This window comes from Streptomyces sp. SID13726 (genome assembly GCF_010548375.1).
GTDB lineage: Bacteria > Actinomycetota > Actinomycetes > Streptomycetales > Streptomycetaceae > Streptomyces.
Window position 1 is genome coordinate 1 of record NZ_JAAGLY010000046.1, and the last position, 24,035, is coordinate 24,035.

General features: G+C 72.5%; 20 protein-coding genes, 1 tRNA gene and 1 pseudogene. 12 read left to right on the forward strand and 10 right to left on the reverse strand.

The window, feature by feature from the left end; genetic code table 11:
• A partial coding sequence (locus tag G3I78_RS45815; protein WP_164436336.1) for a triphosphoribosyl-dephospho-CoA synthase occupies positions 1 to 666 on the forward strand: 666 nt, incomplete at its 5' end.
• On the opposite strand, the gene G3I78_RS45820 is transcribed toward G3I78_RS45815, so the two are convergent.
• The 4 genes from G3I78_RS45820 to G3I78_RS45835 all read right to left on the reverse strand — a co-directional run bounded on the left by G3I78_RS45820 (position 641) and on the right by G3I78_RS45835 (position 6,427).
• Positions 641 to 1,870, reverse strand: a complete 1,230-nt coding sequence (locus G3I78_RS45820; protein ID WP_164436338.1) for an MFS transporter — start codon at positions 1,868 to 1,870, stop codon at positions 641 to 643. The two genes, G3I78_RS45815 and G3I78_RS45820, sit on opposite strands and share 26 nt — an antisense overlap.
• Positions 1,871 to 1,922: 52 nt before the next feature.
• Positions 1,923 to 3,263: a PLP-dependent aminotransferase family protein gene (locus G3I78_RS45825; protein WP_164436340.1), complete on the reverse strand. Its 1,341-nt coding sequence runs from the start codon at positions 3,261 to 3,263 to the stop codon at positions 1,923 to 1,925.
• Positions 3,264 to 3,348: 85 nt separating this feature from the next.
• Entirely contained in the window at positions 3,349 to 4,815 is a 1,467-nt protein-coding gene (locus tag G3I78_RS45830) for an aminopeptidase P family protein (protein WP_164436342.1), read from the reverse strand.
• Between the two features lie 82 nt (positions 4,816 to 4,897).
• Positions 4,898 to 6,427 carry a PP2C family protein-serine/threonine phosphatase gene (locus G3I78_RS45835; protein ID WP_203616443.1) on the reverse strand — a complete coding sequence of 510 codons (1,530 nt, stop codon included), beginning with the start codon at positions 6,425 to 6,427 and terminating at the stop codon, positions 4,898 to 4,900.
• A 452-nt stretch (positions 6,428 to 6,879) separates the two neighbouring features.
• On the opposite strand from G3I78_RS45835, the gene G3I78_RS45840 reads away from it, so the two are divergent.
• Together G3I78_RS45840 and G3I78_RS45845 are read left to right on the forward strand one after the other, a co-directional pair.
• Positions 6,880 to 7,545, forward strand: a complete 666-nt coding sequence (locus G3I78_RS45840) for a bifunctional DNA primase/polymerase (RefSeq protein WP_164436346.1) — start codon at positions 6,880 to 6,882, stop codon at positions 7,543 to 7,545.
• A gap of 56 nt (positions 7,546 to 7,601) precedes the next feature.
• Positions 7,602 to 8,204 (forward strand): hypothetical protein, encoded by a 603-nt coding sequence (locus G3I78_RS45845; RefSeq protein ID WP_164436348.1) that lies wholly within the window; start codon positions 7,602 to 7,604, stop codon positions 8,202 to 8,204.
• A 244-nt stretch (positions 8,205 to 8,448) separates the two neighbouring features.
• On the opposite strand, the gene G3I78_RS45850 is transcribed toward G3I78_RS45845, so the two are convergent.
• From G3I78_RS45850 to G3I78_RS45860, 3 genes are all read right to left on the reverse strand, one after another.
• Positions 8,449 to 9,414 carry a DUF5926 family protein gene (locus tag G3I78_RS45850; RefSeq protein WP_164436350.1) on the reverse strand — a complete coding sequence of 322 codons (966 nt, stop codon included), beginning with the start codon at positions 9,412 to 9,414 and terminating at the stop codon, positions 8,449 to 8,451.
• Positions 9,415 to 9,552: 138 nt separating this feature from the next.
• A complete protein-coding gene (locus G3I78_RS45855) occupies positions 9,553 to 10,191 on the reverse strand; it encodes an ATP-binding protein (RefSeq protein WP_164436352.1) in 639 nt (212 codons plus the stop codon).
• A gap of 58 nt (positions 10,192 to 10,249) precedes the next feature.
• Positions 10,250 to 11,077 carry a glycerophosphodiester phosphodiesterase gene (locus tag G3I78_RS45860; RefSeq protein WP_164436354.1) on the reverse strand — a complete coding sequence of 276 codons (828 nt, stop codon included), beginning with the start codon at positions 11,075 to 11,077 and terminating at the stop codon, positions 10,250 to 10,252.
• A gap of 268 nt (positions 11,078 to 11,345) precedes the next feature.
• On the opposite strand from G3I78_RS45860, the gene G3I78_RS45865 reads away from it, so the two are divergent.
• Together G3I78_RS45865 and G3I78_RS45870 are read left to right on the forward strand one after the other, a co-directional pair.
• Positions 11,346 to 12,911: a trypsin-like peptidase domain-containing protein gene (locus G3I78_RS45865; protein ID WP_164436356.1), complete on the forward strand. Its 1,566-nt coding sequence runs from the start codon at positions 11,346 to 11,348 to the stop codon at positions 12,909 to 12,911.
• 63 nt (positions 12,912 to 12,974) lie between these two features.
• Positions 12,975 to 13,061 (forward strand) — tRNA-Ser (locus G3I78_RS45870).
• Between the two features lie 62 nt (positions 13,062 to 13,123).
• Here G3I78_RS45870 and G3I78_RS45875 read toward each other — a convergent pair.
• The gene (locus G3I78_RS45875) at positions 13,124 to 13,690 is read right to left on the reverse strand and encodes a DUF6817 domain-containing protein (protein WP_164436358.1); all 567 of its coding nucleotides are present in this window, start codon (positions 13,688 to 13,690) and stop codon (positions 13,124 to 13,126) included.
• A gap of 103 nt (positions 13,691 to 13,793) precedes the next feature.
• On the opposite strand from G3I78_RS45875, the gene G3I78_RS45880 reads away from it, so the two are divergent.
• Positions 13,794 to 14,396, forward strand: coding sequence for a 3'-5' exonuclease (locus G3I78_RS45880; RefSeq protein WP_164436360.1), 603 nt, complete (start codon positions 13,794 to 13,796; stop codon positions 14,394 to 14,396).
• 212 nt (positions 14,397 to 14,608) lie between these two features.
• On the opposite strand, the gene G3I78_RS45885 is transcribed toward G3I78_RS45880, so the two are convergent.
• Entirely contained in the window at positions 14,609 to 15,478 is an 870-nt protein-coding gene (locus G3I78_RS45885) for a bifunctional DNA primase/polymerase (RefSeq protein WP_164436362.1), read from the reverse strand.
• A gap of 347 nt (positions 15,479 to 15,825) precedes the next feature.
• Between G3I78_RS45885 and G3I78_RS45890 the strand changes: the two genes are divergently transcribed.
• From G3I78_RS45890 to G3I78_RS45915, 6 genes are all read left to right on the forward strand, one after another.
• Entirely contained in the window at positions 15,826 to 16,140 is a 315-nt protein-coding gene (locus G3I78_RS45890; RefSeq protein ID WP_164436364.1) for a hypothetical protein, read from the forward strand.
• Between the two features lie 202 nt (positions 16,141 to 16,342).
• A complete protein-coding gene (locus G3I78_RS45895) occupies positions 16,343 to 17,434 on the forward strand; it encodes a bifunctional MaoC family dehydratase N-terminal/OB-fold nucleic acid binding domain-containing protein (protein ID WP_164436366.1) in 1,092 nt (363 codons plus the stop codon).
• Positions 17,431 to 17,820: a MaoC family dehydratase gene (locus G3I78_RS45900; protein WP_164436368.1), complete on the forward strand. Its 390-nt coding sequence runs from the start codon at positions 17,431 to 17,433 to the stop codon at positions 17,818 to 17,820. Before G3I78_RS45895 ends, G3I78_RS45900 begins: the two co-directional genes overlap by 4 nt.
• Positions 17,817 to 18,983 (forward strand): lipid-transfer protein, encoded by a 1,167-nt coding sequence (locus G3I78_RS45905; RefSeq protein ID WP_164436370.1) that lies wholly within the window; start codon positions 17,817 to 17,819, stop codon positions 18,981 to 18,983. The genes G3I78_RS45900 and G3I78_RS45905 overlap by 4 nt, the downstream gene beginning before the upstream one ends.
• Positions 18,984 to 19,130: 147 nt before the next feature.
• Complete coding sequence (locus tag G3I78_RS45910) at positions 19,131 to 19,688, forward strand: SigE family RNA polymerase sigma factor (protein ID WP_164436371.1); 558 nt, start codon at positions 19,131 to 19,133, stop codon at positions 19,686 to 19,688.
• A gap of 131 nt (positions 19,689 to 19,819) precedes the next feature.
• Positions 19,820 to 21,496, forward strand: coding sequence for a long-chain fatty acid--CoA ligase (locus G3I78_RS45915; RefSeq protein ID WP_164436373.1), 1,677 nt, complete (start codon positions 19,820 to 19,822; stop codon positions 21,494 to 21,496).
• A 122-nt stretch (positions 21,497 to 21,618) separates the two neighbouring features.
• On the opposite strand, the pseudogene G3I78_RS45920 reads toward G3I78_RS45915, so the two are convergent.
• Positions 21,619 to 24,035, reverse strand: a pseudogene (locus tag G3I78_RS45920) (nickel transporter); the annotation flags it as partial.

A 24,035-nucleotide genomic window follows, 5' to 3' on the forward strand; every position in this document is an offset into this window, starting at 1 on the left:
TCCCGCCGCACCGGCGAGCGCACCCCCGCCCTGCGCGCCGAACTGGGCGCGATCGGCCGCTCCACCGAGCACTCGGTGGGCCTGGCCGGCGGCGGCCACCGCGGCGCCCTGTGGACCCTCGGTCTGCTGGTCGCCGCGGCCGCCCTGGAACCGGCGGCCCGCTCGAAGGACGTCTGTACGGCGGCCAAGCGCATCGCGGCCCACACCGACAAGCGCGCCCCGCGCCGGGCCTCCCGGGGCTCCTCGGTCTCCGCGAAGTACGGCGCGGCGGGCGCCCGGGGCGAGGCACGCGCCGGATTCCCGCACGTGCGGCGGGCGTTGGACGCGCTGGCGGAGGCCCGCCGCAAGGGCGCCACCGAACCGGAGGCCCGCCTGGACGCCCTGATCACCGTGATGTCCACCCTCCAGGACACCGAACTCCTCTACACCGCGGGCCCGTTGGGCCTGCGCCATGTCCAGGCCGGCGCCCGCGAGGTCCTCGAAGCGGGCGGTACGACGACCCAGGAGGGCCGCGAAGCACTGCTCGCCCTCGACGCCGACCTGCACACACGCGCGTGGAGCCCCCGCGGCAGCGCGGGGCTGCTCGCGGGGGCCCTGTTCGTGGACGCCCTTCCGACGGCGGTCAGTTCACGAGCGGCGGTCAGTTCACGAGCGCAGGCCGCCTGACCGGCGCCTCACGACGGCCGGCGGCCCGACGGGTCGCCGGCCCCATCGCGTACGACGCCCCGAGCGTGGCCCCGCCGAGCAGCAGCCACCCCGGCGTGCCCCACTCCACCAGCAGCGTGGTCAGGACCAGCGGCCCCAGCGTCCGGGCCACCGTCACCCCGGTCCCGAAGAACCCCTGGTACTCACCGACCCGTTCGGCCGGAGCCAGGTCGAAGGAGAGCTGCCAGGACCCCGCCGACTGCCCCATCTCGGCGATCACCTGCAACACCGCCCCGGCGACCGGCGCGCCCACGGCCACCCACGGCGAGGCCCCCGCCGACAGCGCGAACACCGCGCAGGCCGCCAGCATCACCCACCCGGACCGCCGCACCGCGCGCGTGGCCGACGCGAGCCCCGTCACCCCGCGGGCCATCCGCACCTGGAACACCATCACGGCCCCGGTGTTGAGGACGAACAGCGCGGACACCAGCCAGTCCGGAGCCGCGGTCCGCTCGGCGATCCACAGCGGGATCCCCAGGCTCAGCAGGGGCATCCGCAGCAGCAGGACGGTGTTCAGCAGCGTCACGAGGGCGTACGGCCGGTCGCGCAGCACACCCGGGCCGCTCACCTTCTCCACGGACCCGCGAGGCGCCACCGACGGCAGCCGCAGCAGCAGCCCGGCACAGACCAGGAAGCTCACCGCGTCCACCGCGAACACCCCGAGATACGCGGCCCGCGTCCCGGCGTGCAGCGCGAGCCCGCCGAGCCCCGCGCCCACGGCCAGCCCGGCGTTCAGCGTCGCCTGGAGGTGGGCCAGCAGCCCGGTCCGCTCACCGGCCGGCACCAGCCCCGCGAGCAGCGCCTGCCGGGCCGCGGCGAGCCCCGACTGCGCGGAGGCGTAGGCGCAGGCCGCCAGGACGAACGGCACGAAGTCCCGCACCACCAGGAAGGACGCCACCGCCAGCCCCGTCGCCAGCGCCAGCAGCACCGCCGTACCGCGCGCCCCGCGCCGGTCCGCGAGCCGGCCGAGCGGCACCCCCACCACCGACCCGATGGCCCAGCCGACGGTGAGCCCGAGGCCCACGCGCGCGGGGGCGAGCCCGACGACATGGGTGAAGTAGAGCGCCGACGTCACGTAGTAGGCGCCGTCACCGACGGAGTTGCTCAGCTGGGCCAGCGCCAGCACACGGTGCGGCCCTGCGGACGGGACGAGTGAGTGCTTCATGGGAACGACACTAGAAGCGCGGTGGACCGCTCGACAGGCCCAATAAAGGTGCTCAGGAGTGGCCCAATTCCAGTACCCGGGCCAGCACCTCCAGGGCCTGGGCACAGGCTGCTTCCCGAGGTGTCCCGTACCCCACGACGAGCCCCTGACGAGGGCCGGACGTGTGCCAGTGCTCGCCGAGCGACCCCACGGCGAGCCCCTCGGCCTCGGCCCGCGCCAGCACCGCCGCCTCGTCCTCGACCTCCACGAGCGCGTGCAGCCCGGCCGCGATCCCCTCCACCCGCCACCGCCCGCCCAGCCGCGCCACGAGGAGGTCCCGGCGCCGCCGGTACCGGAGGCGGCACGCGCGCACGTGACGGTCGTAGGCATGGCTGCGGATCAGCTCGGCGAGGGCCAGCTGCCCGATGGTCTCGGCGCTGTGGTCGCTGTGCAGCTTGGCCTCGGCGACGGCCCCGACGAGCTGCGGCGGCAGCACCATCCACCCGAGCCTGAGCGCGGGCCCGAGCGTCTTGGACGCCGTGCCCAGATAGACGACCTGCCCCGGCGCCATGCCCTGGAGCGCGCCGACGGGCTGTCGGTCGTACCGGAACTCCCCGTCGTAGTCGTCCTCGACGACCAGCGCCCCGCGCGCGCGTGCCCAGTCGGTGAGCGCCCGCCGCCGCGAGGGGTGCAGGGTCACGCCGGTCGGATACTGATGGGCGGGAGTCACGACGACGGCCGCGGGATCCCGGAGATCATCGACCTCGACCCCCAGGTCGTCGACCCGCACCGGCACCACCCGCCCGCCGGCGTGCCGTACGACGTCCCGGTGGAAGGGCAGTCCGGGGTCCTCCATGGCCACGGTGCCGCCCTCCAGCACCCGGGTGAGCAGCGCGAGCCCCTGCACGGCCCCGGAGGTGACGAGGATCCGCTCCGGAGGCGCGACGACCCCGCGGGTCCGCCCGAGATACTCGGAGAGGGCGGTCCGCAGCTCGATCCGGCCCAGGGGATCGCCGTAGTCGTAGGCGGAGACGGGCGCGCGGTCGACGGCCTTGCGCAGGGCCCGCATCCAGGCGGCAGCCGGAAACGCCCCCACATCCGGGCTCCCGGGCCGCAGATCGAAAAGAGGCGCACGCGCGCGTGCGCCTCTCTCGGACGCCCCGCCCTCCGCGGAGGGCAACGGAGCGACAACGGTCCCGGCCCCCTGCCGAGCGGTCAGATACCCCTCGGCGACCAACTGCTCATAAGCCGCCTTCACGGTCCCCCGGGAAACCCCCAACTCCTCGGCAAGCCGCCGGGAGGCGGGCAGCTGGGCTCCGGGAGCCAGCCGCCCACCCCGAACGGCATCGCGCAGGGCTCGCTCAAGCCCAGCACGACGCCCTTCACCAGGTTCAGCACTCAGATGCAGGTCCACGAGAACCTACCCAGGGGCGCGGGGCTGTGACATTTGCGGCTCCGCCGCGGGGCGCGACAAGCCACAACGCACCCGCACCCGAAACTCAACCCTTGAGGCCCGCCATCCACGCCTCGACCTCATCAGACTGCCGGGGCAACCCGGACGAAAGATTCCGATTCCCATCGACCGTCACCAGGATGTCGTCCTCGATCCGCACCCCGATCCCCCGGTACTCCTCGGGCACGGTCAGATCATCGGCCTGGAAGTACAGCCCGGGCTCGACGGTCAGCACCATCCCGGCCTCAAGCACTCCGTCGACATACGACTCCACCCGCGCGGCAGCGCAGTCGTGGACGTCCATGCCCAGCATGTGCCCGGTGCCGTGCAGCGTCCACCGCCGCTGAAGCCCGAGTTCGAGCACCCGCTCCACGGGCCCCTCGACAAGCCCCCACTCCACGAGACGCTCCGCCAGCACCCGCTGAGCCGCGTCATGGAAGTCCCGGTACTTGGCGCCCGGCTGCACGGCCGCGATCCCGGCCTCCTGGGCGTCGTACACCGCGTCGTAGATCCGCTTCTGCACGGCGCTGAAGCGGCCGTTGACCGGCAGCGTGCGCGTGACGTCGGCGGTGTAGTACGTGTGCGTCTCCACCCCCGCGTCCAGCAGAAGGAGGTCACCGGACCGCACGGGTCCGTCGTTGCGCACCCAGTGCAGCGTGCACGCGTGCGGCCCGGCCGCGGCGATGGTGCCGTAGCCGACGTCGTTGCCCTCCACACGCGCGCGGAGGAAGAAGGTGCCCTCGATGTAGCGCTCGGAGGTGGCCTCGGCCTTGTCGAGGACCTTCACCACGTCCTCGAAGCCGCGCACGGTCGAGTCGACGGCCTTCTGGAGCTCGCCGATCTCGAACTCGTCCTTGACGAGCCGCGCCTCGGACAGGAAGACCCGCAGCTCCTCGTCCCGCTCGGCGGTGACCTTGTCGGTCAGGGCGGCCTCGATGCCGGCGTCGTAGCTCCGCACGACCCGCACCGGACCGGTGGACTCGCGCAGGGCGTCCGCCAGCTCGCGCACATCGGAGACGGGAAGGCCGTACAGCTTCTCGGACTCGGTGAGCGAGTGCCGGCGCCCGACCCACAGCTCGCCCTGCCCGGAGAGCCAGAACTCGCCGTTCTCGCGGTCGGAGCGCGGCAGCAGGTACAGCGTGGCGGTGTGGCCGCCGGAGACGGGCTCAAGCACGAGCACGCCGTCCTCGGTCTGGTTGCCGGTGAGGTACGCGTACTCGACGGACGCCCGGAAGGGGTACTCCGTGTCGTTCGAACGCGTCTTCAGGTTGCCCGAGGGGATCACCAGCCGCTCGCCCGGGAAGCGGGCGGACAGCGCGGCACGGCGGGCCGCGGTCTCGGCGGACTGCGCGATCGGCTCCAGGTCGTGCAGCTCGGTGTCGGCCCAGCCGGACTTCATGCTGTCGGCCAGCTCGTCGGAGACGCCCGGGTACAGGCCGTTCTTCCGCTTCTTGATCGGCTCCTCGGGCTCGGCTTCCGGGGTCTCCGGGGTGAGCTCTTCGGCCACGGTCATCCTCCTAGATACGGCACTGGACCCCCTCCATCGTACGGTCGTACGGAAGGGGGCCCAGGGGCGAAAGACCTGTTACACCGTGCTACTCGAAGTGCGCCGCGAGTAGTACGACGTCCTCCTCCGAGTCCGCCGCGTCCAGCCCCTCGGGCAGCACGGTCCGCAGGACGTGGTCGGCGATCGCGCCCGGGTCGTCGCGCAGCCCCTTCGGCACCCCGGCCGCCGCCGAGTGCAGGCGCGCGAAGGCGCGGTCGGTGGCGTCGCCGGTGCGGTGCAGCAGCCCGTCGGTGTACAGCAGAACCGTCTCTCCCGGTTCGGCGCACAGCTCCACGCTCGGCGCCTCCCAGCAGGCGAGCATGCCGAGCGGCGCGGACACGGACGTCTCCACGAACTCGGTGCGCCGCTCGCCGATCAGCAGCGGCGGGCAGTGCCCGGCACCGGCCAGGGTGATCTTGCGCAGCGCGGGCTCGCAGTAGGCGAACAGGGCGGTGGCCGAGCGGGCGGGCTCGGTCAGTCGGAGCAGCAGCTCCAGGTCGGACAGGACCGCGACCGGGTCCTCGCCCTCCATCACGGCGTACGCCCGCAGCGAGGCCCTCAGGCGCCCCATCGCGGCGATCGCGCTCGGGCCGCTGCCGGTCACCGAACCGACCGCGAGGCCCAGCGCCGCGTCGGGCAGCGGCAGCGCGTCGTACCAGTCGCCGCCCCCGCGCGGGCCGGTGCGATGCCGTGCCGCGAGCCGCACTCCGGCGACCCGGGGGAGCCGGGACGGCAGCAGCTCCTCCGCCATGGTCGCCATGCACGCGCGCGTGCGCTCGACTTCGAGGAGCCGGGCCAGGTGCTCGGTGGCGTACCGGCAGTACAGGCCGACGAGGTGGCGCCGGCGCTCGGACGGCTCGGCGGGCTCGTCGTAGAGCCACACGGCGGCGCCGAGGCGGCCGGCGGAGTCGGTGGCGAGCGGGAGCGCGTAGCAGGCCGCGTAGCCGAGACGGGCGGCGACCTCGCGGTGACGCGGGTCGAGGCCGTCCTCGGCGAGCAGGTCGGGCTGGGCGATCTCGCCGTCGCCGCCCGGGAGTCCGGCCGCCGTGTCGAGGAGTCGGCCGTACGGCATCGCGCTGCGCGGGACCGTCTCGATGTGCCCGAGGTCGGCGCGGGCGAGGCCGAGGCCGATGGTGGTGTCGGGGCCGAGGCCGTCGTCGGGTTCGAGGACGACGAGTCCGCGCCGGGCTCCTACGAGGGCGGATCCGGCGCGCAACAGCTCCTGGAGGGCGTCGGGCAGTGCGTCCGTGCGCGTGAGGCGTTCGGTGAGTTCGTGGAGTGTCGTGAGGTCCGAGACCCAGCCGGCGAGACGGTCCTGGAGCAGCGCGCCGGGTGCGTTCGGCGCGAACGGTGCGGTCACCGCGGAGGTGCCCGAGGCGGCAGGCGCGGGCGCGACAGTGTGTGCGGGTGCGGGAACCGTTGAATCGATTCCAGCCACTTTCGGAGGGTGAGGGGCGTTCATGGCGTCCGGCTTTCCGACCGGTGCGTATTGCTCAAAAGCATCGCAAACCCCCATGTCATTCTGCGCCGCTAGCAGTGTCTCCACATGTACACGCACTCGTAAGGGGATGTCCAGCATTGTCCTGCCGGGATTCCTGGTGTCCATGGGCAACTGGTGGAGAGTGGGTCCAAAGGCAAAGTTGGCTCAAAACTGCCTCGGGTTACGGTGTATTGAGGTCGACTGGCCTTGCTCCACAGAGCGTCACAGCGGTCGTGATGGGTACGTACTCGGTAAGGACCAGGGGTGGTGGACAGCCACCCGGAACCTGGCGACCGACCCGGGCGTCTTAGCCACCGACGACCGAGCCCCATCCTCCCGTGGCGGAGGCGGAGAGAAATACGCGCGACGGCAAAACGCCATACTTCGCCACCCCCCGCCACGCTCATGCTTTTGATAGACGCAGTATGGGGTTCCCCTTGTCCAGGACAAGGGTGTGATGCGCCAACAGGTACGCACAGTGAAGTGATCGACACATGGTGTGATGTGGTCCACGGTGTTGCCAGCGGTGCAACGGAAAGGAACGAGCGCTCATGCGCGAGATCCTCGGAAGGCGACGCAGGCTCCTGTCCCAGCAGAGCGACGGGAGGCCTGAACTGCTCAGCGCGGCCCTGACCTTCGCGAAGGAATGGCAGTGGCCCGTACTCCCGGGCGTGGCACCGGACCCCGAGGGCCGGGCCCGCTGCGGCTGTCCCGACCCGGAGTGCACGGTCCCCGGCGCCCACCCCTTCGACCCCGGCCTGCTCGCGGCCACCACCGACGAGCGCATGGTGCGCTGGTGGTGGACCAACCGCCCGGCCGCGCCGATCGTCATGGCCACCGGCGGCAGCGCCCCGTGCGCGGTCAGCCTGCCGGCCCTCGCGGCCTCCCGCGCCCTGGCCGCGCTCGACCGCGAGGGCATGCGCCTGGGACCGGTGGTCGCCACGCCGAACCGCTGGGCGATCCTCGTCAAGCCGTACTCCCTGGAGCAGTTGGGCGAACTGCTGTACGCCCAGGACCACGTCCCCGGCTCCCTCCGCTTCCACGGCGAGGGCGGCTACCTCGCCCTGCCCCCGTCCGAGACCGGCCACGGAGACATCGTCTGGGAGCGCGCTCCGCTCCCCGGCTCGGCCTCCCCCTGGGTCCCCGACGTCGAGGCCGTGGTGGACGCCGTCGTCGAGGCCCTCACTCGTACGGGTGTGAGCGCACCCGAGTTGTAGGGGTGTCGGGCGCGGGCGGAACCGGCAGCCCGTGCCCGGTCGTTATCGTCCGCTTCATGAACCTTCGTCTGCTCGCCCTGTCCGGTGCCGTGGTCTGCGCGGTCGCGCTGCCGCTGGCCGTGGCCTCCGCGGGCCAGGTGGGCGAGAGCGGCCGTACGGTCGTACGCGATCTCGTACGGCCTTCCGCGGTGCCGTCCGCCGCAGAGTCCTCTCCGGCACGGCAGTCCGCCGAGCGTCCTTCCGGGGCCGACGACTACAAGGCGCCCCGTCCGTCCGCGACCCGCTCGCCGCTGCTGCTCGGCCTGGGACTGGCCACCGCCGCCCGCTGCGGTCCCGAACTGACCTCCCCCGACGGCATCGAGGCGCAGACCTGTGTGCTGACGCAAGGTGCCGAGACCTGGGCGCGCACCTACTACCGCAACGCGACCGGCGCGGCGCTGGACGCCGTGCTCAGCCTCATGGGGCCCGGCGGACGCACCGTGCAGATGCGCTGCGCGGTCGGCGCCGACGACGAGCCGGACAGCTGTGAGACGCCCCGTGGGAGTACGCGGGGGGCGCCGGAGGACTACTCGGCGGTGGCGGAGTTCGCGGCTTCGCCGGGCACCGGACCGCTGCTGCTGCGGTCGGGGAGCAACTCCGGCGGTACTCCGGGCAGTTGACGCGCGACGGCGTCCCGTACCGGAGCCCGGACAGCGAAAGACCCGGTTGCTGGCGACGGGGGATGCACCAGCAACCGGGCTACTCGAACGGTAACAAGAGATCGGCCGTTCGCAAATTCGAGCGCCGCCCTCCCTGGCCTATTCGGACACCGATTCGCTTGTCTCGGAGGGGAGTTGCGGGCGGAGTCGATCGTTCCGCTTCGGTCCGGTGCGGCTGACCGACCGGTCAGCCGCACCGGCTCGGTCAACTCAGCGTGACCTGACGGTTGGTGAGGCCGCCGCGGGCCCGGCGCTCGTCGGCGCTCAGCGGAGCGTCCGTGGCCAGAGCGCCCGCGAGCCGCTCGGCGAACTCGGCGGCCGGCTTCTCCACGTCCTCCGCGGTGACCCCGCTCGGCAGGTCCCAGACCGGGACGGTGAGGCCGTGAGCGCGGAAGGAACCGACCAGCCGGGTGCCCTCGCCGAGGCTCGACCGACCGGCCGCGTGCAGCCGCGCGAGCGCGTCCAGAAGCTGCTCCTCGGGGTGCGGCATGACCCAGCGCAGATGGTTCTTGTCCGGGGTCTCGCACCAGTAGGCCGCGTCCACACCGGTCAGCCGGACGGTCGGGATGGCCGCAGCGTTGGCCCGCTCCAGGGAGGCGGTCACCTCCGGCGTGGCGTTCTCCGCGTCCGGGACCCAGAACTCGAAGCCCTCGTGCACAACTGGCTCGAACGTGCCTTCGGGGTCGAGCAGATCCTGGAGCCGCGGACCGTCGGCGGGGGCGCGGCGGCCCTCCACCGGGGTGCCGGGGGCCGCTTCCAGCGCGCGCCGGAGGGTGTCGGCCAGGTCGCGGCTGATGTCGCCCGACGCCGTGTCGTTCTGGAGGCCGAGCAGGACCGAGCCGTCGTCGCGGCGCAGCGCGGGCCAGGCCATCGGCAGCACGGTGGCCAGCGTGACCGACGGGACGCCCTCGGGGAGGCCGCCCTTGAGGGTCAGCTCGACCGTGGCGGCGGGGACCAGCTCGCGCAGGGCCACCCAGTCGCCCTCACCCGCGAGCTCCTCGAACGGGCGGTGCACCAGCTCGGCCGCGGCCTGTGCGGCGGCCCGGCCGTGGCAGGCCTTGTAGCGGCGGCCGCTTCCGCACGGGCAGGGTTCGCGGGCACCGACGACCGGGACCTCGCCATCCGTGATCTGCGGGCGCTTGGCCTTCGTCTGGGGTCGCTTCTTGGCCATCGTGGCTGTCTCCCGGTTACGGCTCGTCTCGTACGGGCGCGAGCCTAGCCGCTTGCGACTTGGCCGACGGGAGCCTGTGGACAACGCCGGGGTGTTCCGGGGCGGGCGGTGCTCTCGGTGCTCTCGGGCCAGGCCGTCTCAGTCCAGGTCGTCGAACGCGTCGGCGAAGCCCAGGTCGGGTATCGCGGACACCGCGGGGGCCGTGACGCGCGTAGCGAAGTCGTCGCGGCGGCGCCCGGCGTCCGGATCGTGAACGTCCGCGTGGACGATCACCCAGACCGTGACCTCGCCCCGGGCGTCGTCCCTGACGCCCCAGTCGTCGGCCAGCGCGGTGATGATGTTGAGCCCGCGGCCGCCGTGCGCGGTGACCGACGGGGTGGCCGGGGCCGGGCGGGTGGGTCCGCCACCGTCCGTCACCTCGACCGTGAGCCTGCCGCCCGTGTCCACCCGCCAGGCGGCCCGGACGTCGCCGTCACCGGCCAGGGCGTCGCCCAGCGGCCGGCCGTGCTTGCACGCGTTGCTCAAGAGCTCCGAAAGAATCAGAACGGCGTCGTCGATGACCGATTCCGCCACGCCGCCCGTGCGCAACTGCACACGCATCCGGTGTCTCGCTTCCCCCACGCCCGCAGGGCCATGGGGTACGGCCATGCTCGACGACGTGGGCACCTCCTGTGCCACCACCAACGCCACCCCCGAGACCTCCTTCGCCCCACGCCACGGTGTGGATGCCCCATTGGCCTGTACCGGAAACCGGCCAATCCCGTTCCGCTGACGCATTCATAACGATCGAATACGCATCGAACGCGCCGGGGCACACCCTGTGACGGAAGCGACGTCAGCGGCCCAGTCGGTCGAGCACCGCGCGCGGGCGGTTGGTGATGATGGCGTCCACGCCGAGCTCCACGCAGAGATCCACGTCCTCGGGCTCGTTCACGGTCCACACGTGCACCTGGTGACCCGCGGCCTTGAGGCGCCGGATGTAGCCGGGGTGGTTGCGCACGATCCGGATCGAGGGCCCGGCGATCCGCACCCCCGCGGGCAGCCGGCCGTCCCGCAGCCGGGGCGAGACGAACTGGAGCAGATAGACCGTCGGCAGCGTCGGCGAGGCGGCACGCACGCGGTGCAGCGAACGGGCCGAGAAGCTCATGACCCGGACCGGCGACTCGGCGGCCGAGGCCGGGGCGTCCAGGCCGAACCGCTTCAGGAGCAGCAGCAGCCGCTCCTCCACCTGGCCCGCCCAGCGCGTCGGATGCTTCGTCTCGATGGCCAGCTCCACCGGCCGCCCCGCGTCGGCGACGAGTTCGAGCAGCCGCTCCAGGGTGAGGACGGAGGTGTCCTCCCGGTCCTCGGGCCGGTACACCCAGTCCGGCTCCTCGTCGCGGGTGCGCCACAGCTCCCGGGTCCGGCGGGAGCCGAAGTCCAGGGTGGCGAGTTCGGCGAGTTCCAGTGCGGAGACCGCGCCGCGGCCGTTGGACGTACGGTTGACCCGTCGGTCGTGGACGCAGACGAGATGGCCGTCCGCCGTGAGGCGTACATCGCACTCGAGGGCGTCCGCGCCGTCCTCGATGGCCTTCTTGTACGCGGCGAGGGTGTGCTCGGGAGCGTCTTCCGAGGCTCCGCGGTGGGCGACGACTTGAGTCAGCTGCTGCCGTGCGTGGGTCACCGCGTCATGGTGCCACCGCGCGGGGGTACGCGTGCGAACGGAGGTATCCGGAGGCATACCGTTTGCGCCTTATTTGTCTTACATGGCCTATATAAAGAGCAGCCACGGACCCACAGCCACCGCTTATGGTGCCCTGACGGCCCGTGGGAAAAGCTGACGGCATACAAAAGGACATGCACAGCTGACGCACGCCGGACATCGAGCGGCACTGGCCGAGCGTGACCGAGTGCGACCGACAACAGACAGCCGTGGACCGAGGAGAGAAGCTGTGAGCACCGAGAACGAGGGCACCGCGGTACCCCCGGCCCCGTCCGCACCCCCCGTGCCGGTGGACGCTCCCGCGGCTTCGGAGACCCCGGCCCCCGACGCGGGCGCCCCCACCACCCCCATCCCGCCGGTGCCGCCGGGCACCCCCGCGGCCCCGCAGGGACCGGAACTCGTGCACGCCGGACAGGCTCCGGCGGCCGGGGCGTACGGCTCGGCGGAGACGCCGGGCGGGGCTCCGCAGCACCAGGGCGCGGAGGGCGCGCCGACCTACCCCGGCGCGGAGGGCGCGCCGCAGTACTCGGGCCCCGAGGGCGCCTGGCCGCCGCCGCAGGTCCCGGTGACGCCGTCGTACGCCGACGGTGGTGCGGGCGGTATGGGTGGCGCGGGCGGTATGGGTGGCGCCGGCGGTGTCTGGGGTGCCGCGTACCAGCAGCCCGCGCCGAAGCCGAAGAACGGCCGCGGTGGACTCGTCGTTGCGATCCTGGTCGCCGCGCTGGTCGCCGGCGGCCTGGGCGGCGGCCTCGGCTACACGCTGGCCAAGAACAACGACGACAGCTCCTCCACGACCGTCTCCGCGTCCACCAGCGGCGGCAGCGTCAAGCGGGACGCGGGCACCGTCGCGGGCGTGGCCCAGAAGGCGCTGCCCAGCACGGTCACCATCGAGGCCGAGTCCACCAGCGGCGAGGGCGGCACCGGCACCGGGTTCGTCTTCGACACCGAGGGCCACATCGTCACCAACAACCACGTGGTGGCCGAGGCGGTGGACGGCGGCAAGCTGAGCGCGACCTTCCCGGACGGCAAGAAGTACGACGCCGAGGTGGTCGGTCACGCGCAGGGCTACGACGTCGCGGTCATCAAGCTCAAGAACGCCCCGAACGACCTCAAACCGCTCACCCTCGGCAACTCCGACCAGGTGGCCGTCGGCGACTCCACGATCGCGATCGGCGCCCCCTTCGGCCTGTCGAACACGGTCACGACGGGCATCATCAGCGCGAAGAACCGCCCGGTGGCGTCGAGTGACGGCAGCGGTTCGAACGCGTCCTACATGAGCGCGCTGCAGACCGACGCCTCGATCAACCCCGGCAACTCGGGAGGCCCCCTCCTCGACGCGCAGGGCAACGTGATCGGCATCAACTCCGCGATCCAGTCCACCGGCAGCGGCGGCCTCGGCGGCACCAGCCAGTCCGGCTCGATCGGCCTCGGCTTCGCCATCCCGATCAACCAGGCCAAGTACGTCGCCCAGCAGCTGATCAAGACCGGCAAGCCGGTCTACGCCAAGATCGGCGCCTCCGTCTCCCTGGAGGACTCCTCGAACGGCGCGAAGATCACCACCGAGGGCGCCGGCGGCTCCGACCCGGTTGAGGCGGGCGGCCCCGCGGCCAAGGCCGGCCTCAAGCCCGGCGACGTCATCACCAAGCTCGACGACTCGGTCATCGACTCCGGCCCCACCCTCATCGGCGAGATCTGGACCCACAAGCCCGGCGACAAGGTCAAGATCACCTACGAACGCAGCGGCCAGACCCACACGGTCGACCTCACCCTGGGGTCCCGGACGGGCGACAGCTGAGCCACGCCCCCATGAGCCGACCGGCTACTCTTGTCCCCGCGCCGCCGATCACCGGCGACGCGGGGAGGCGTGCCCGAGCGGCCTAAGGGAACGGTCTTGAAAACCGTCGTGGCAGCGATGTCACCGTGAGTTCGAATCTCACCGCCTCCGCGGAGGTCGTAGTCGTACTGAAGGGGTGTCCCGGGTTCGGGGCGCCCCTTCGGCGTGCCGGGCTACGGCAGTTGGCGGGTGATCGCGTGGCGGGCGGCGGGGGAGAGCAGGGAGCCCGCTCGGGTCAGGAAGTTGTGGAGGGCGGGGCCGTGTTGTCTGGCCAGGTCCGCGTTGTGGGCCAGGACGTCGAGTTCGTTGGCGGCGGTGATCTCCAAGAAGGCCCGGAGGGCGGCCGGTGAGGGGTGGTCGTCGTGGCCGGTGAAGCGGTTTCGGAAGGGGATCGTCGGGGTGCCGTCGATGCGGGGGTAGACGGTGGCGCGGTCGCAGGCGGCGTACAAGTGGACCAGGGCTTCTGCCTGTTCGCCGATCAGCGCCGTGAGCGTCGAGCGGTCGGTGACGGGCAGGAGTGCTGTCGCGAAGCCGTCGGTTCCGTAGGCTGCGTGGCAGAGCCCTGCGGTGCGGACGGGCGGGGCCGCTCCCCAGTCGCCCAGCAGTCGCTCGACGCGGTTCAGGTGTTCCAGGAGTGTTCCGCCCGGATGCGGCAGCCGGTCGGCTCCCCGGTCGCGGAGGAACGTCTCCAACGCCTCGCGGCCCTTCCCCGTCAGGTGCTGCCGGCCGGCTGATGCCATGGTCTGGCTTCCTCTCGTCGGTATGGACGTCCCCTGTGCGAGGGAATGACCTTTGCACGCATTGCCTGTATTCGACGCGACTCGTGTCGGAGGGAGAGCTGTCTTGGCCACGTTCGTCGTGTTCGACCTCGAATTCACGTCATGGGAAGGTGCGTTGGAGGGGGACTGGGGAGGGAGCGGGCAGCTTCGCGAGATTGTGCAGATCGGGGCGTTGCGGCTGCGTGAGGACTTCTCCGTGGCCGAGGAGTTCGAGGTGTTGGTGCGGCCCGTGGTCAACCCGCGGCTGTCGGCGTACTTCAGCGAGCTCACCGGGATCGACCAGGGGACGGTGGACCGGGAGGGGGTCCCGCCCGCGGCGGCGCTCGGTGATTTTCTGGGGTTCTGCCGGGGGCGGTCCGTGCTCTCCTACGGCAATGACATGGTCGTTCTCGGGGAGAATGTGGGCTGGGCCCGGGGACGGGGAGAGGAAGTCAAGAACGGGTTTCTCGGTGCTCATTTTCTGAATGTCCGGCCCTGGGTGAACTCCGTCGCCCCGGTCACGGCGACCGTCAATGTCGGGCGGCTGTGGAAGGTGCTCGGTCTTCCCGAACCCGCCGCCGGATCGGAGCATTCGGCGCTTTTCGACTGCCATTCCTTCGCCGCCGCTCTCCGTCATCTCAGCGGCGCCGGGGCCACGCTGCCCGAGGGGCTCCTCGGACGGCCCTGACCGGATGGGCTCTGACCGTATCGGCCCTGACTGGATGGGCCCTGACTGGATGGGCTCGGCCACCGAGACCGGTCCCCTCACGCGCCGGTACCGCCGGGACACCTGCCCTCCTCACGCGCCGGCACCGCCCAGACACCTACCCTCCTCACCCGCCGGTACCGCCAAGACACCCGCCCCCTCACCCGCCGGCACCACCAAGACACCCGCCCCCCTCACGCCCGATATCCCGTCATCCGAGCCGCCGAAGCGATCGTCGCCCGAGCCTCCCGTTCCGTCAGCCCCGTGTTGAGCGCCGCGTCCACCAGCGGAGCGACGAGCGCGGGGCCGATGCCGTTCTCGTAGGCGCGGCAGGCCGCCCAGAACAGGCGGGTGTTGCGCTGGCCCTCGTGGGCGGCGAGGACGAACTGGATCGGGCCCTGGCCGTGGTCGCCGGCGGAGGGGTGGGTCGCGGGGTGGGTCGGGCGCGGTGGCGGGAGGAGCAGGCGGAGCAGGGCGGGGGGACAGGCGGCCGGGGCGAGGTGCGCGGTGCCCGGAGCCGTGCCGTAGACGCCGTGGTCGGTGCGGGAGCCGGGGCCGACGAGGTAGCCGCCGGCGCCCCTGATGTCGATGCCCGGAGCCAGACGGCCGGCCGAGTTGGGGACGGCGGCGTCCGGCGGGCCGGTGAGCCAGAGGTGGCGGCCGCCGCTCGGGGTCAGTACGACGACGGTGTCCGGGATCGTGAACAGGTGGCGCAGGGCCAGTTCGCGCAGGGCCGCCGAGGAGTCCGTGCCCGACTTGGTGTCCAGGTCGATGCCGATGAGGTGGTGGGGCGGGAGGCCGCACGCGATGCCGTACCCCGTGGCCCAGGGCGCGGCGGCGAACAGCTCGCGGATGCGGACGGGGTCCGTCGAGGCGTCGTAGACCCCGTGGCCGAACGTGCCGCACTCGCCGTGGCAGGGCGGTGGCACGGGGTCGTAGCGGTGGGGGGAGCGCAGGGCCGGGAGCTTGGTGCGGGACAGGGGGATGACGGCCAGCCCGCGCTCGGCGGCTGACAGGGCGTGTGCGAGGGCCAGCGTCGTGGCCTGCCGGTCTGTGGTGGCCATGCCTCTATGTTCGTACGGGTGTTCGAAAAAGGGAAGGGTGAGCGGGCGCGACTCGCCGAGCCCGGCGGATTGGCTGGAAATCTGCCGGAACGCTTCCCCTGTTGTCCCACTTGATCGACAACCTCCACAACCACCCTGACCTGCACGGTGAAGTCGTGAAAGGGGTTTATCGACTTGTCCTCACGCTTCAGGGGGAATAACCCCTTCCGCTCTGGTTCGCCGGGGATTCGGTGGGCAACTCTGATCTCGCGACGTCGTGCACCACACCGAGGCGGTCGGCCAACTGCCCGGTGAACAGCCTTACTTGACGTACTACCGGCAACAGGCCGGGTTCTGGAGGAAACACCATGGCAAGCATCCGTACCGCCCGCGTCATCGCCGCCGTCTCCGCCCTCCCGCTCGCCGCCGCGCTCTTCACCGGCGTAGCGGCGGCGGACAACGGCGGCTTCGCGGACGACGGATCGAACGCGGGTGTCGCGAGCATCGTGGGCAGCGGTGTCGGGCACGACAACAACGGCAACTCGTCCACCACACAGCAGAACGCCGTCGGCTCGGGTGCCTCGAACCAGAGCAACACCGCGCAGGTCAACGGCTCCGCGTTCACGGCCATCAACCAGGGGAACAACAACACGTCCGTCAACTTCGGCCCGCTGTGGTGGTGATCCACGGGGGCTGACCGGCCCTCGACGGGGTGTGCTTCGTGGGGTGTGACACGTCCGCGCGGCGGTGCTTCGGCGCCGCCGCGCAGGCGTGTTCGAGGGCACCGCGCTCGCCTTCCCGTTGCCCGCTCGCGCCTGCCCGCCTTGACACCGCACAGCATCTGACGGACAGTCAGGAAATCTTGCGGACAAGGAGGTTGCCGTCATGGGCGACGATCCGGACGGCGTGACGGACCCCGCACCGGAAGGCGGAGACCCCGATGGCGCGGTGGTCGGGCCCGGGGCTTCCCGGACCGGCAACCAGGCCGCGCGGCAGGGCAGTTGGACCGCGGACCCACCGGTGACCCCGTCGCCACCCCCCGGCCTCCTGCCCCGCCTGAAGTCCTACGAAGGACACCCCGCCGCCGTCTCCGCCACCGGCAAGGACCCCGTCAACCTCCCCATGATCCGCCACTGGTGCGAGGCCCTCGGCGACACCAACCCCGCCTACACCGGCCCCGACGCCACCGCCCCGCCCACCATGCTCCAGGCCTGGACGATGGGCGGCCTGAGCGGACACACCGGCGGTCGCGCCCCGGCGTACGACGAACTCCTCGCCCTCCTCGACGAGTCGGGCTGCACCTCGGTCGTCGCCACCGACTGCGAGCAGGAGTACCTCCAACCGCTGCGCCCCGGCGACGAGATCACCTTCGACACGGTCATCGAGTCGGTCTCGGACCGCAAGACCACCAAGCTAGGCACCGGCCACTTCGTCACCACCCGCACCGACGTCCGCGTGGCCGGAACGCTCGTCGGCACCCACCGCTTCCGCATCCTCAAGTACGCGCCGGCCCGAAGGCCGAAGAAGCCCCCGCGCCCGCGCCCCGTCGTCAACCGCGACAACGCCGGCTTCTGGGAGGGCGTCGAACAGCGCAGGCTCCTCATCCAGCGCTGCACCGCCTGCGCCACCCTCCGCTTCCCCTGGCTCCCCGGCTGCGCCCACTGCGGCGGCCCCGACTGGGACACGGTCGAGGCGAGCGGCGACGGCACCGTCTACTCGTACGTCGTCATGCACCACCCGCCCTTCCCCGCCTTCGATCCGCCGTACGCCGTCGCCCTGGTCGAACTCGCGGAAGGGGTGCGGATGATCAGCAACGTGGTCGGGACGCCGTACGACAAGGTGCGGATCGGGACGCCGGTGCGCCTCGAATTCCGTGCCTACGACGACGACTTGGTCCTCCCCGTCTTCAGCGCCGTAGAGGCCGTGGAGACAGCGGAGGCCATGGAGTCCATGGAGGCCGTGGAGGAGGGCGCGTGAGGCCCGGTGACGTGCTCCCGCCGCTGGAGATACCGATCACCCGCACGCTGATCGTCGCGGGCGCGATCGCCTCCCGGGACTACCAGGATGTGCACCACGACCCGGAGTTGGCCCGTGACAAGGGCTCCCCGGACGTCTTCATGAACATCCTCACGACGAACGGCCTGGTCGGCCGCTACCTCACCGACCACTTCGGACCGCGGGCCGTGCTCAGGAAGGTCGCGATCAGGCTGGGCGCCCCCAACTACCCCGGGGACACGATGGTGTTGACGGGGACCATAGAGGCCGTCGACGGCACCACCGCGACCGTCCGGGTCGTAGGGACCAATGCCATCGGCAACCACGTGACGGGCACCGCCACCCTCACCCTGGGGAGCGCCGAATGAGCACGCGCGCGCGTGACCGGCTCGGCGGACAGGCCGCGATCGTCGGCATCGGGGCCACCGAGTTCTCGAAGGACTCCGGCCGCAGCGAGCTGCGCCTGGCCGCGGAGGCCGTCCGCGCGGCGCTCGACGACGCCGGACTGAGCCCCTCCGACGTGGACGGCATGGTCACCTTCACGATGGACACCAGCCCGGAGATCACCGTCGCCCAGGCCTGCGGGATCGGCGAGCTGTCCTTCTTCTCGCGCGTCCACTACGGCGGCGGCGCGGCCTGCGCGACCGTCCAGCAGGCGGCGCTCGCGATCGCGGCGGGCGTGGCCGAGGTGGTCGTCTGCTACCGCGCCTTCAACGAGCGCTCGGGCCGTCGTTTCGGCTCCGGGGTCCAGCACCGCGAACCCTCCGCCGAGGGAGCGGCCCTCGGCTGGTCCCTCCCCTTCGGCCTGCTCACCCCGGCCTCCTGGGTGGCGATGGCCGCCCAGCGCTATCTGCACGCCTACGGCCTCACCCCGGAGGCCTTCGGGCACGTGGCCGTCACGGACCGCCGGCACGCGGCCACGAACCCGGCGGCCTGGTTCCACGGCCGCCCCATCACCCTCGCCGACCACGCGGCCTCCCGCTGGATCGTCGAGCCGCTCCGGCTCCTCGACTGCTGCCAGGAGACCGACGGCGGCCAGGCGATCGTCGTCACGTCGACGGCACGCGCGCGTGACCTCCCCAACCGGCCCGTAGCCGTCACGGCCGCGGCCCAGGGCGCCGGCCGCGCCCAGGAGCAGATGACCAGCTTCTACCGCGACGACCTCACCGGCCTCCCCGAGATGAACGTGGTCGCCCGGCAGCTCTGGCGCACCTGCGGCCTCACCCCCCGGGACGTCGACGTGGCGATCCTGTACGACCACTTCACCCCGTTCGTCCTGATGCAGCTGGAGGAGTTCGGCTTCTGCGCGAGAGGCGAGGCCGCCGACTTCGTACGCGAGGACCGGATCCCCCTCAACACCCACGGCGGCCAGCTCGGCGAGGCCTACCTCCACGGGATGAACGGCATCGCGGAGGCCGTACGACAGTTGCGGGGGACCGCGGTGAACCAGGTGCGGGGGGCGGAGCGGGTGCTGGTGACGGCGGGGACCGGAGTGCCCACCTCAGGGCTGGTGCTCACCGCGGACGAGTAGCCCCCCAGGGGTAAACCCGCAGTACGTCCGCCCTCCTCGTCCACCTTCAGGAGGTGCAGCCAGCCCCACCTCTACAACCTGAGGCGGAGTTGTCTTCGGGACCTGTGGCCGATGAGCGGGAGGCGGTCTCGAACCTAGCGTGGAGCCATGACCACACCCGTCTGCACCAGCGCTTCGAAGGCCGCCGTACCGGTGACGCAGACCCTCGCGTACCCCTCGTTCGCCTCGTACGTGAAGGCCCGCCAGCCGGTGCTGCTGCGTACCGCCCGGTCGCTGACCGCGAACCCGAGCGACGCGGAGGACCTGCTGCAGACCGCCCTGACCAAGACCTACGTCGCCTGGGAGCGCATCGAGGACCACCGGGCCCTCGACGGCTATGTGCGCCGGGCCCTGCTGAACACGCGGACCTCGCAGTGGCGCAAGCGCAAGGTCGACGAGTTCGCGACCGACGAGATCCCCGAGCCCGACCCCCTGCCCGGCGGCGACGACCCCGCCGAGCAGCAGGCCCTCCACGACGCGATGTGGCGGGCGATCATGAAGCTGCCGGCCCGGCAGCGGGCGATGGTCGTCCTCAGGTATTACGAGGACCTCAGCGAGGTGCAGACGGCCGAGGTGCTCGGCGTCTCCGTCGGGACCGTGAAGTCGGCGGTGTCCCGGGCGCTGGGCAAGCTCCGCGAGGACCCCGAGCTGGTGCTCGCCCGCTAGAACCGGCCCGGGAACCGTCGGCGACGGTCGTCCGTTGTGAACACAACGTGACGTGATCGATCGCCCGGCTCTAGTGACATACCGCGCGGTATGTGCGCAGAATCGGCGCAACCCTTACTACCGCGTAGGCAATGCCGCCCCGGGAGGACGCCGTGCTGAGCACCATGCAGGACGTACCGCTGCTGATCTCCAGGATCCTGACCCACGGGTCGTCGATCCACGGCACCTCACAGGTGACCACCTGGACCGGCGAACGGGAGCCGCACCGCCGCTCCTTCGCCGAGATCGGAGCCCGTACCGCCCAGCTGGCCCACGCCCTGCGCGAAGACCTCGGCGTCACCCGCGACGAGCGGGTCGCGACGCTCATGTGGAACAACTCGGAGCACGTGGAGGCGTACTTCGCGATCCCCTCCATGGGCGCGGTCCTCCACACCCTGAACCTCCGCCTCCCGGCCGAGCAGCTGGCCTGGATCGTCCAGCACGCGGCGGACCGGGTCGTCATCGCCAACGGCTCGCTGCTCCCCCTGCTCGCCCCACTGCTCCCGCACCTCAAGACGGTCGAGCACGTGGTGGTCTCGGGCCCCGGCGACCGCTCGGCCCTTGAGGGCTCCCACGCGCGCGTGCACGAGTACGAGGACCTGATCGCGGGCAAGCCCACCAGCTACGACTGGCCCGAGCTGGACGAACGCCAGGCCGCCGCCATGTGCTACACCTCCGGCACCACGGGCGACCCCAAGGGCGTGGTCTACAGCCACCGTTCGATCTATCTGCACTCCATGCAGGTCAACATGGCCCAGTCGATGGGCCTGACCGACCAGGACACCTCCCTGGTCGTCGTCCCGCAGTTCCATGTGAACGCCTGGGGCCTGCCGCACGCCACCTTCATGACCGGCGTCAACATGCTGATGCCGGACCGCTTCCTCCAGCCCGCGCCCCTCGCCGAGATGATCGAGCGCGAGAGGCCGACCCACGCGGCGGCCGTCCCCACCATCTGGCAGGGCCTGCTCGCCGAGCTCACCGCCAAGCCGCGGGACGTCTCCTCGCTCACCCAGGTCACCATCGGCGGCTCGGCCTGTCCGCCCTCCCTCATGGAGGCCTTCGACGCGCTCGGCATGCGGGTCTGCCACGCCTGGGGCATGACGGAGACCTCCCCGCTCGGCACCATCGCCCGCCCGCCGGCCCATGTCGTCGGCACCCCCGAGGAGTTCGCCTACCGTCTCACCCAGGGCCGTTTCCCCGCCTCCGTCGAGGCCCGCCTCAGCGGCCCCGGCGGCGAGCGGCTGCCCTGGGACGGCGAGTCCGCGGGCGAGCTGGAGGTCCGCGGCCCCTGGATCGCGGGCGCCTACTACAACGGCCCCGACGCCGAACCCCTGCGCCCCGCCGACAAGTTCAGCGAGGACGGCTGGCTGAAGACCGGCGACGTCGGCACCATCTCCGCCGACGGCTTCCTCACCCTCACCGACCGCGCCAAGGACGTCATCAAGTCCGGCGGCGAGTGGATCTCCTCGGTCGAGCTGGAGAACGCCCTGATGTCCCACCCCGACGTCACCGAGGCGGCCGTGGTGGCCGTCCCCGACGACAAGTGGGGAGAGCGCCCGCTGGCCACGGTCGTCCTCAAGGAGGGCTCCACCGCCGACTTCGAGTCCCTGCGCGCCTTCCTCGCCGCCGAGGGCAAGATCGCCAAGTGGCAGCTCCCGGAGCGCTGGTCCATCATCACGGCGGTCCCGAAGACGAGCGTCGGCAAGTTCGACAAGAAGGTCCTCCGCAAGCAGTACGCGGCGGGGGAGCTGGACGTCACCCAGCTCTGAGAAGCCGTCCAGCTCCGAGAAGCCGTCCAGCTCCGAGAAGCAGCAGGTGTACGACGGTCAGGGGCCCGCGCGAGCACGGGGCGCCCTGACCGTCGTAGAACCGGACGACGGCGCCCCGTGGGTCAGTTCGTGCCGATCCGGGCCAGCAGATCCACGATCCGCGACTGGACCTCCGCGCTCGTCGACCGCTCCGCGAGGAACAACACGGTCTCCCCGGAGGCCAGTCGGGGCAGATCGGCCTGGTCCACGGCAGCCGTGTACACGACGAGCGGCGTCCGGTTGAGCTGCCCGTTCGCCCGCAGCCAGTCCACGATCCCGGCCCGCCGGTGGTGCACCTGCATCAGGTCCATCACGACGAGGTTGGGCCGCAGCTGTCCCGCCAGCGTCACCGCGTCCGCGTCACTCGCCGCCCGCGCGACCTGCATCCCGCGCCGCTCCAACGTCGACGTCAGCGCCAGCGCGATCTCCGCGTGCTCCTCGATCAGCAGCACCCGCGGCGGATGCTGCTCGCTGTCCCGGGGCGCCAGCGCCTTCAGCAGTACGGCGGGATCGGCGCCGTACGCCGCCTCCCGCGAGGCCTGCCCCAGCCCGGCCGTCACCATGATCGGCACCTCGGACGCCACCGCCGCCTGCCGCAGCGACTGGAGCGCGGTCCGGGTGATCGGCCCGGTCAGCGGGTCCACGAACAGCGCGGCCGGGAACGCCGCGATCTGCGCGTCGACCTCCTCGCGCGACTGCACGATGACGGGCCGGTAGCCACGATCACTGAGCGCCTGCTGGGTCGTCACGTCCGGCGCGGGCCACACCAGCAGCCGCCGCGGGTTGTCCAGCGGCTCGGGGGGCAGCTCGTCGTCCATCGGCTGCGGCCGCGGGGTGTCCGGGATCTCGACGGCCCCACCGGGACCGTCCAGCGGCTCGGGCCCCTCGGCGGCGTTCTCGTCCGGCGCTCCTATGGCATACGACCGCCCGGCCGCCTCGGTCGCGTGCGCGAGCCGCGACTGCCCGGCCAGCGAAGGCTGCGCCTGCGCCGGTACGGCCTGCTGCTCGGCCGTCGGATGCGGCCGCGCCGCCTGCTCCGTGGCCGCCGCGGCGGCGGCAGCGGGCTCGGGCCGGGTACCGAGCTTGCGCCGACGCCCGCCCCCGCCCGACTGATGCGGCGGAGGCGTGGCCGTCCCCGGCTGCTGCACCTGCGCCGCCTGCCGCGTGAACGGCACCCCCTGCCCGAGGGTCCGCACACTGATCGCCCGGCCCTGGGTGGAGTTGGGGTCGACGGGGGCGGAGGGTGCGGAGGGTGCGGAAGGCGGGGTGGGCGGGGCGGGCATCGCTGCGGCCTCGGCGGGCAGAGGCTGTGCGGCCCGGGCCTCCGCGGGCACCGGGGCAGCGGGCGGCGGAGTGGGCTGTCCTGCTTCGGGGGCGGGCTGGTTCGGGGGTACGGCGGTGGCGGCGCCGTTCGCCGCTACGGGGGTACCGGCGCCGGGCGTGGCTTGGGGGTGGGGCTGCGGCTGCGGCTGGGACGCCTCGGCGGGGAGGGGCTGGCCCTGGGCGGGGACTCCCTGTGCCTGTGCCTGTGCCTGTGCCGGTGCGGGCTGTGGGGCCAGGCCCGCCTGCGCGGTCGCGTTCTGTACGGGGACACCCGGGTACTGCGCCGACGGCACCGCGGCGGGGACGGGTTGCCCCGGTTGCCCCGGTGCGGCCGCCTGCGCCGGGACTCCTTGGGCGGGCGTACCGGCGGCCTCGGCGGGCCGGGCCACGGCGCGTCGGCGGCGGCCCGTCGGCGCACTGGTCGGGTGCGGCTGCGGCGGGGTGTGGTCGTCGGCCTGGTCGTGCGGCACGGCGTCGTGCCGGCCGTCGTCGCCGTGGCCGTCGATGGGGACGGGCTGACCGGGAACGGGCTGACCGGGGAGGGGCTGACCGGGAACGGGCACGGCCTGGCCCGGGACCTGGGCGAGCCCGTTGGCCGGAACGGGAGCGGCGGCCGGGACCTGACCGGGGACCTGCCCCTGTGCCTGCCCCGGGACCTGTCCCTGAACCTGCCCCGGGATCTGCCCCTGAGCCTGCACGGGCACCGGCACCGGCCCGGGCCCCGGTCCCGGAACCTCCGTACCGTCCGCCGCCCGGTCCGCCTCAGCGGGCGGGAGCGCGAAGACCGGACGCGGCCCGGCCTCCTGCGCGGCGGCCCGTTCCGAAGCGGCGGCCAGCGCACGCCGTCGTCGCCCCTCCTGCTGAGGTGTGATCTCGCCGGACGGACCCGGCCCGGAGACCTGGGCCTGACCCTGACTCTGACCCTGGACCTGCGCCTGCCCCGCCTCACCGGAGCCGCCGGCCGGCAACGCGGCGGGCAGCGCGTGCTGTTCACCGTCCTCGCGGCGGGCCCGTCGGCCGGTGGGCACCGGTACGCCCTGCGGCGGCACCGTCCCGCCCAGCCCGGACCCCACGGCGGCGGCACCGGCGGCATGCTCGGCGGCCGTCACCACGGCACCCTCGGCCACACCGGTCACGGCACTGCCCGGGGCGCCGGGCAACGCGAGCACTCCGGGGG

Excerpts from the sequence above, each read along its gene's own strand:
- G3I78_RS45885 (WP_164436362.1), bottom strand. The coding sequence starts at position 15,478 with ATGGCCACCACAGACCGGCAGGCCACGACGCTGGCCCTCGCACACGCC.
- G3I78_RS45820 (WP_164436338.1), bottom strand. The coding sequence starts at position 1,870 with ATGAAGCACTCACTCGTCCCGTCCGCAGGGCCGCACCGTGTGCTGGCG.
- G3I78_RS45840 (WP_164436346.1), top strand. The coding sequence starts at position 6,880 with ATGCGCGAGATCCTCGGAAGGCGACGCAGGCTCCTGTCCCAGCAGAGC.
- G3I78_RS45850 (WP_164436350.1), bottom strand. The coding sequence starts at position 9,414 with ATGGCCAAGAAGCGACCCCAGACGAAGGCCAAGCGCCCGCAGATCACG.
- G3I78_RS45875 (WP_164436358.1), bottom strand. The coding sequence starts at position 13,690 with ATGGCATCAGCCGGCCGGCAGCACCTGACGGGGAAGGGCCGCGAGGCG.
- G3I78_RS45830 (WP_164436342.1), bottom strand. The coding sequence starts at position 4,815 with ATGACCGTGGCCGAAGAGCTCACCCCGGAGACCCCGGAAGCCGAGCCC.
- G3I78_RS45895 (WP_164436366.1), top strand. The coding sequence starts at position 16,343 with ATGGGCGACGATCCGGACGGCGTGACGGACCCCGCACCGGAAGGCGGA.
- G3I78_RS45905 (WP_164436370.1), top strand. The coding sequence starts at position 17,817 with ATGAGCACGCGCGCGCGTGACCGGCTCGGCGGACAGGCCGCGATCGTC.
- G3I78_RS45910 (WP_164436371.1), top strand. The coding sequence starts at position 19,131 with ATGACCACACCCGTCTGCACCAGCGCTTCGAAGGCCGCCGTACCGGTG.
- G3I78_RS45890 (WP_164436364.1), top strand. The coding sequence starts at position 15,826 with ATGGCAAGCATCCGTACCGCCCGCGTCATCGCCGCCGTCTCCGCCCTC.
- G3I78_RS45835 (WP_203616443.1), bottom strand. The coding sequence starts at position 6,427 with ATGCTGGACATCCCCTTACGAGTGCGTGTACATGTGGAGACACTGCTA.
- G3I78_RS45915 (WP_164436373.1), top strand. The coding sequence starts at position 19,820 with ATGCCGCCCCGGGAGGACGCCGTGCTGAGCACCATGCAGGACGTACCG.
- G3I78_RS45845 (WP_164436348.1), top strand. The coding sequence starts at position 7,602 with ATGAACCTTCGTCTGCTCGCCCTGTCCGGTGCCGTGGTCTGCGCGGTC.
- G3I78_RS45855 (WP_164436352.1), bottom strand. The coding sequence starts at position 10,191 with ATGCGTCAGCGGAACGGGATTGGCCGGTTTCCGGTACAGGCCAATGGG.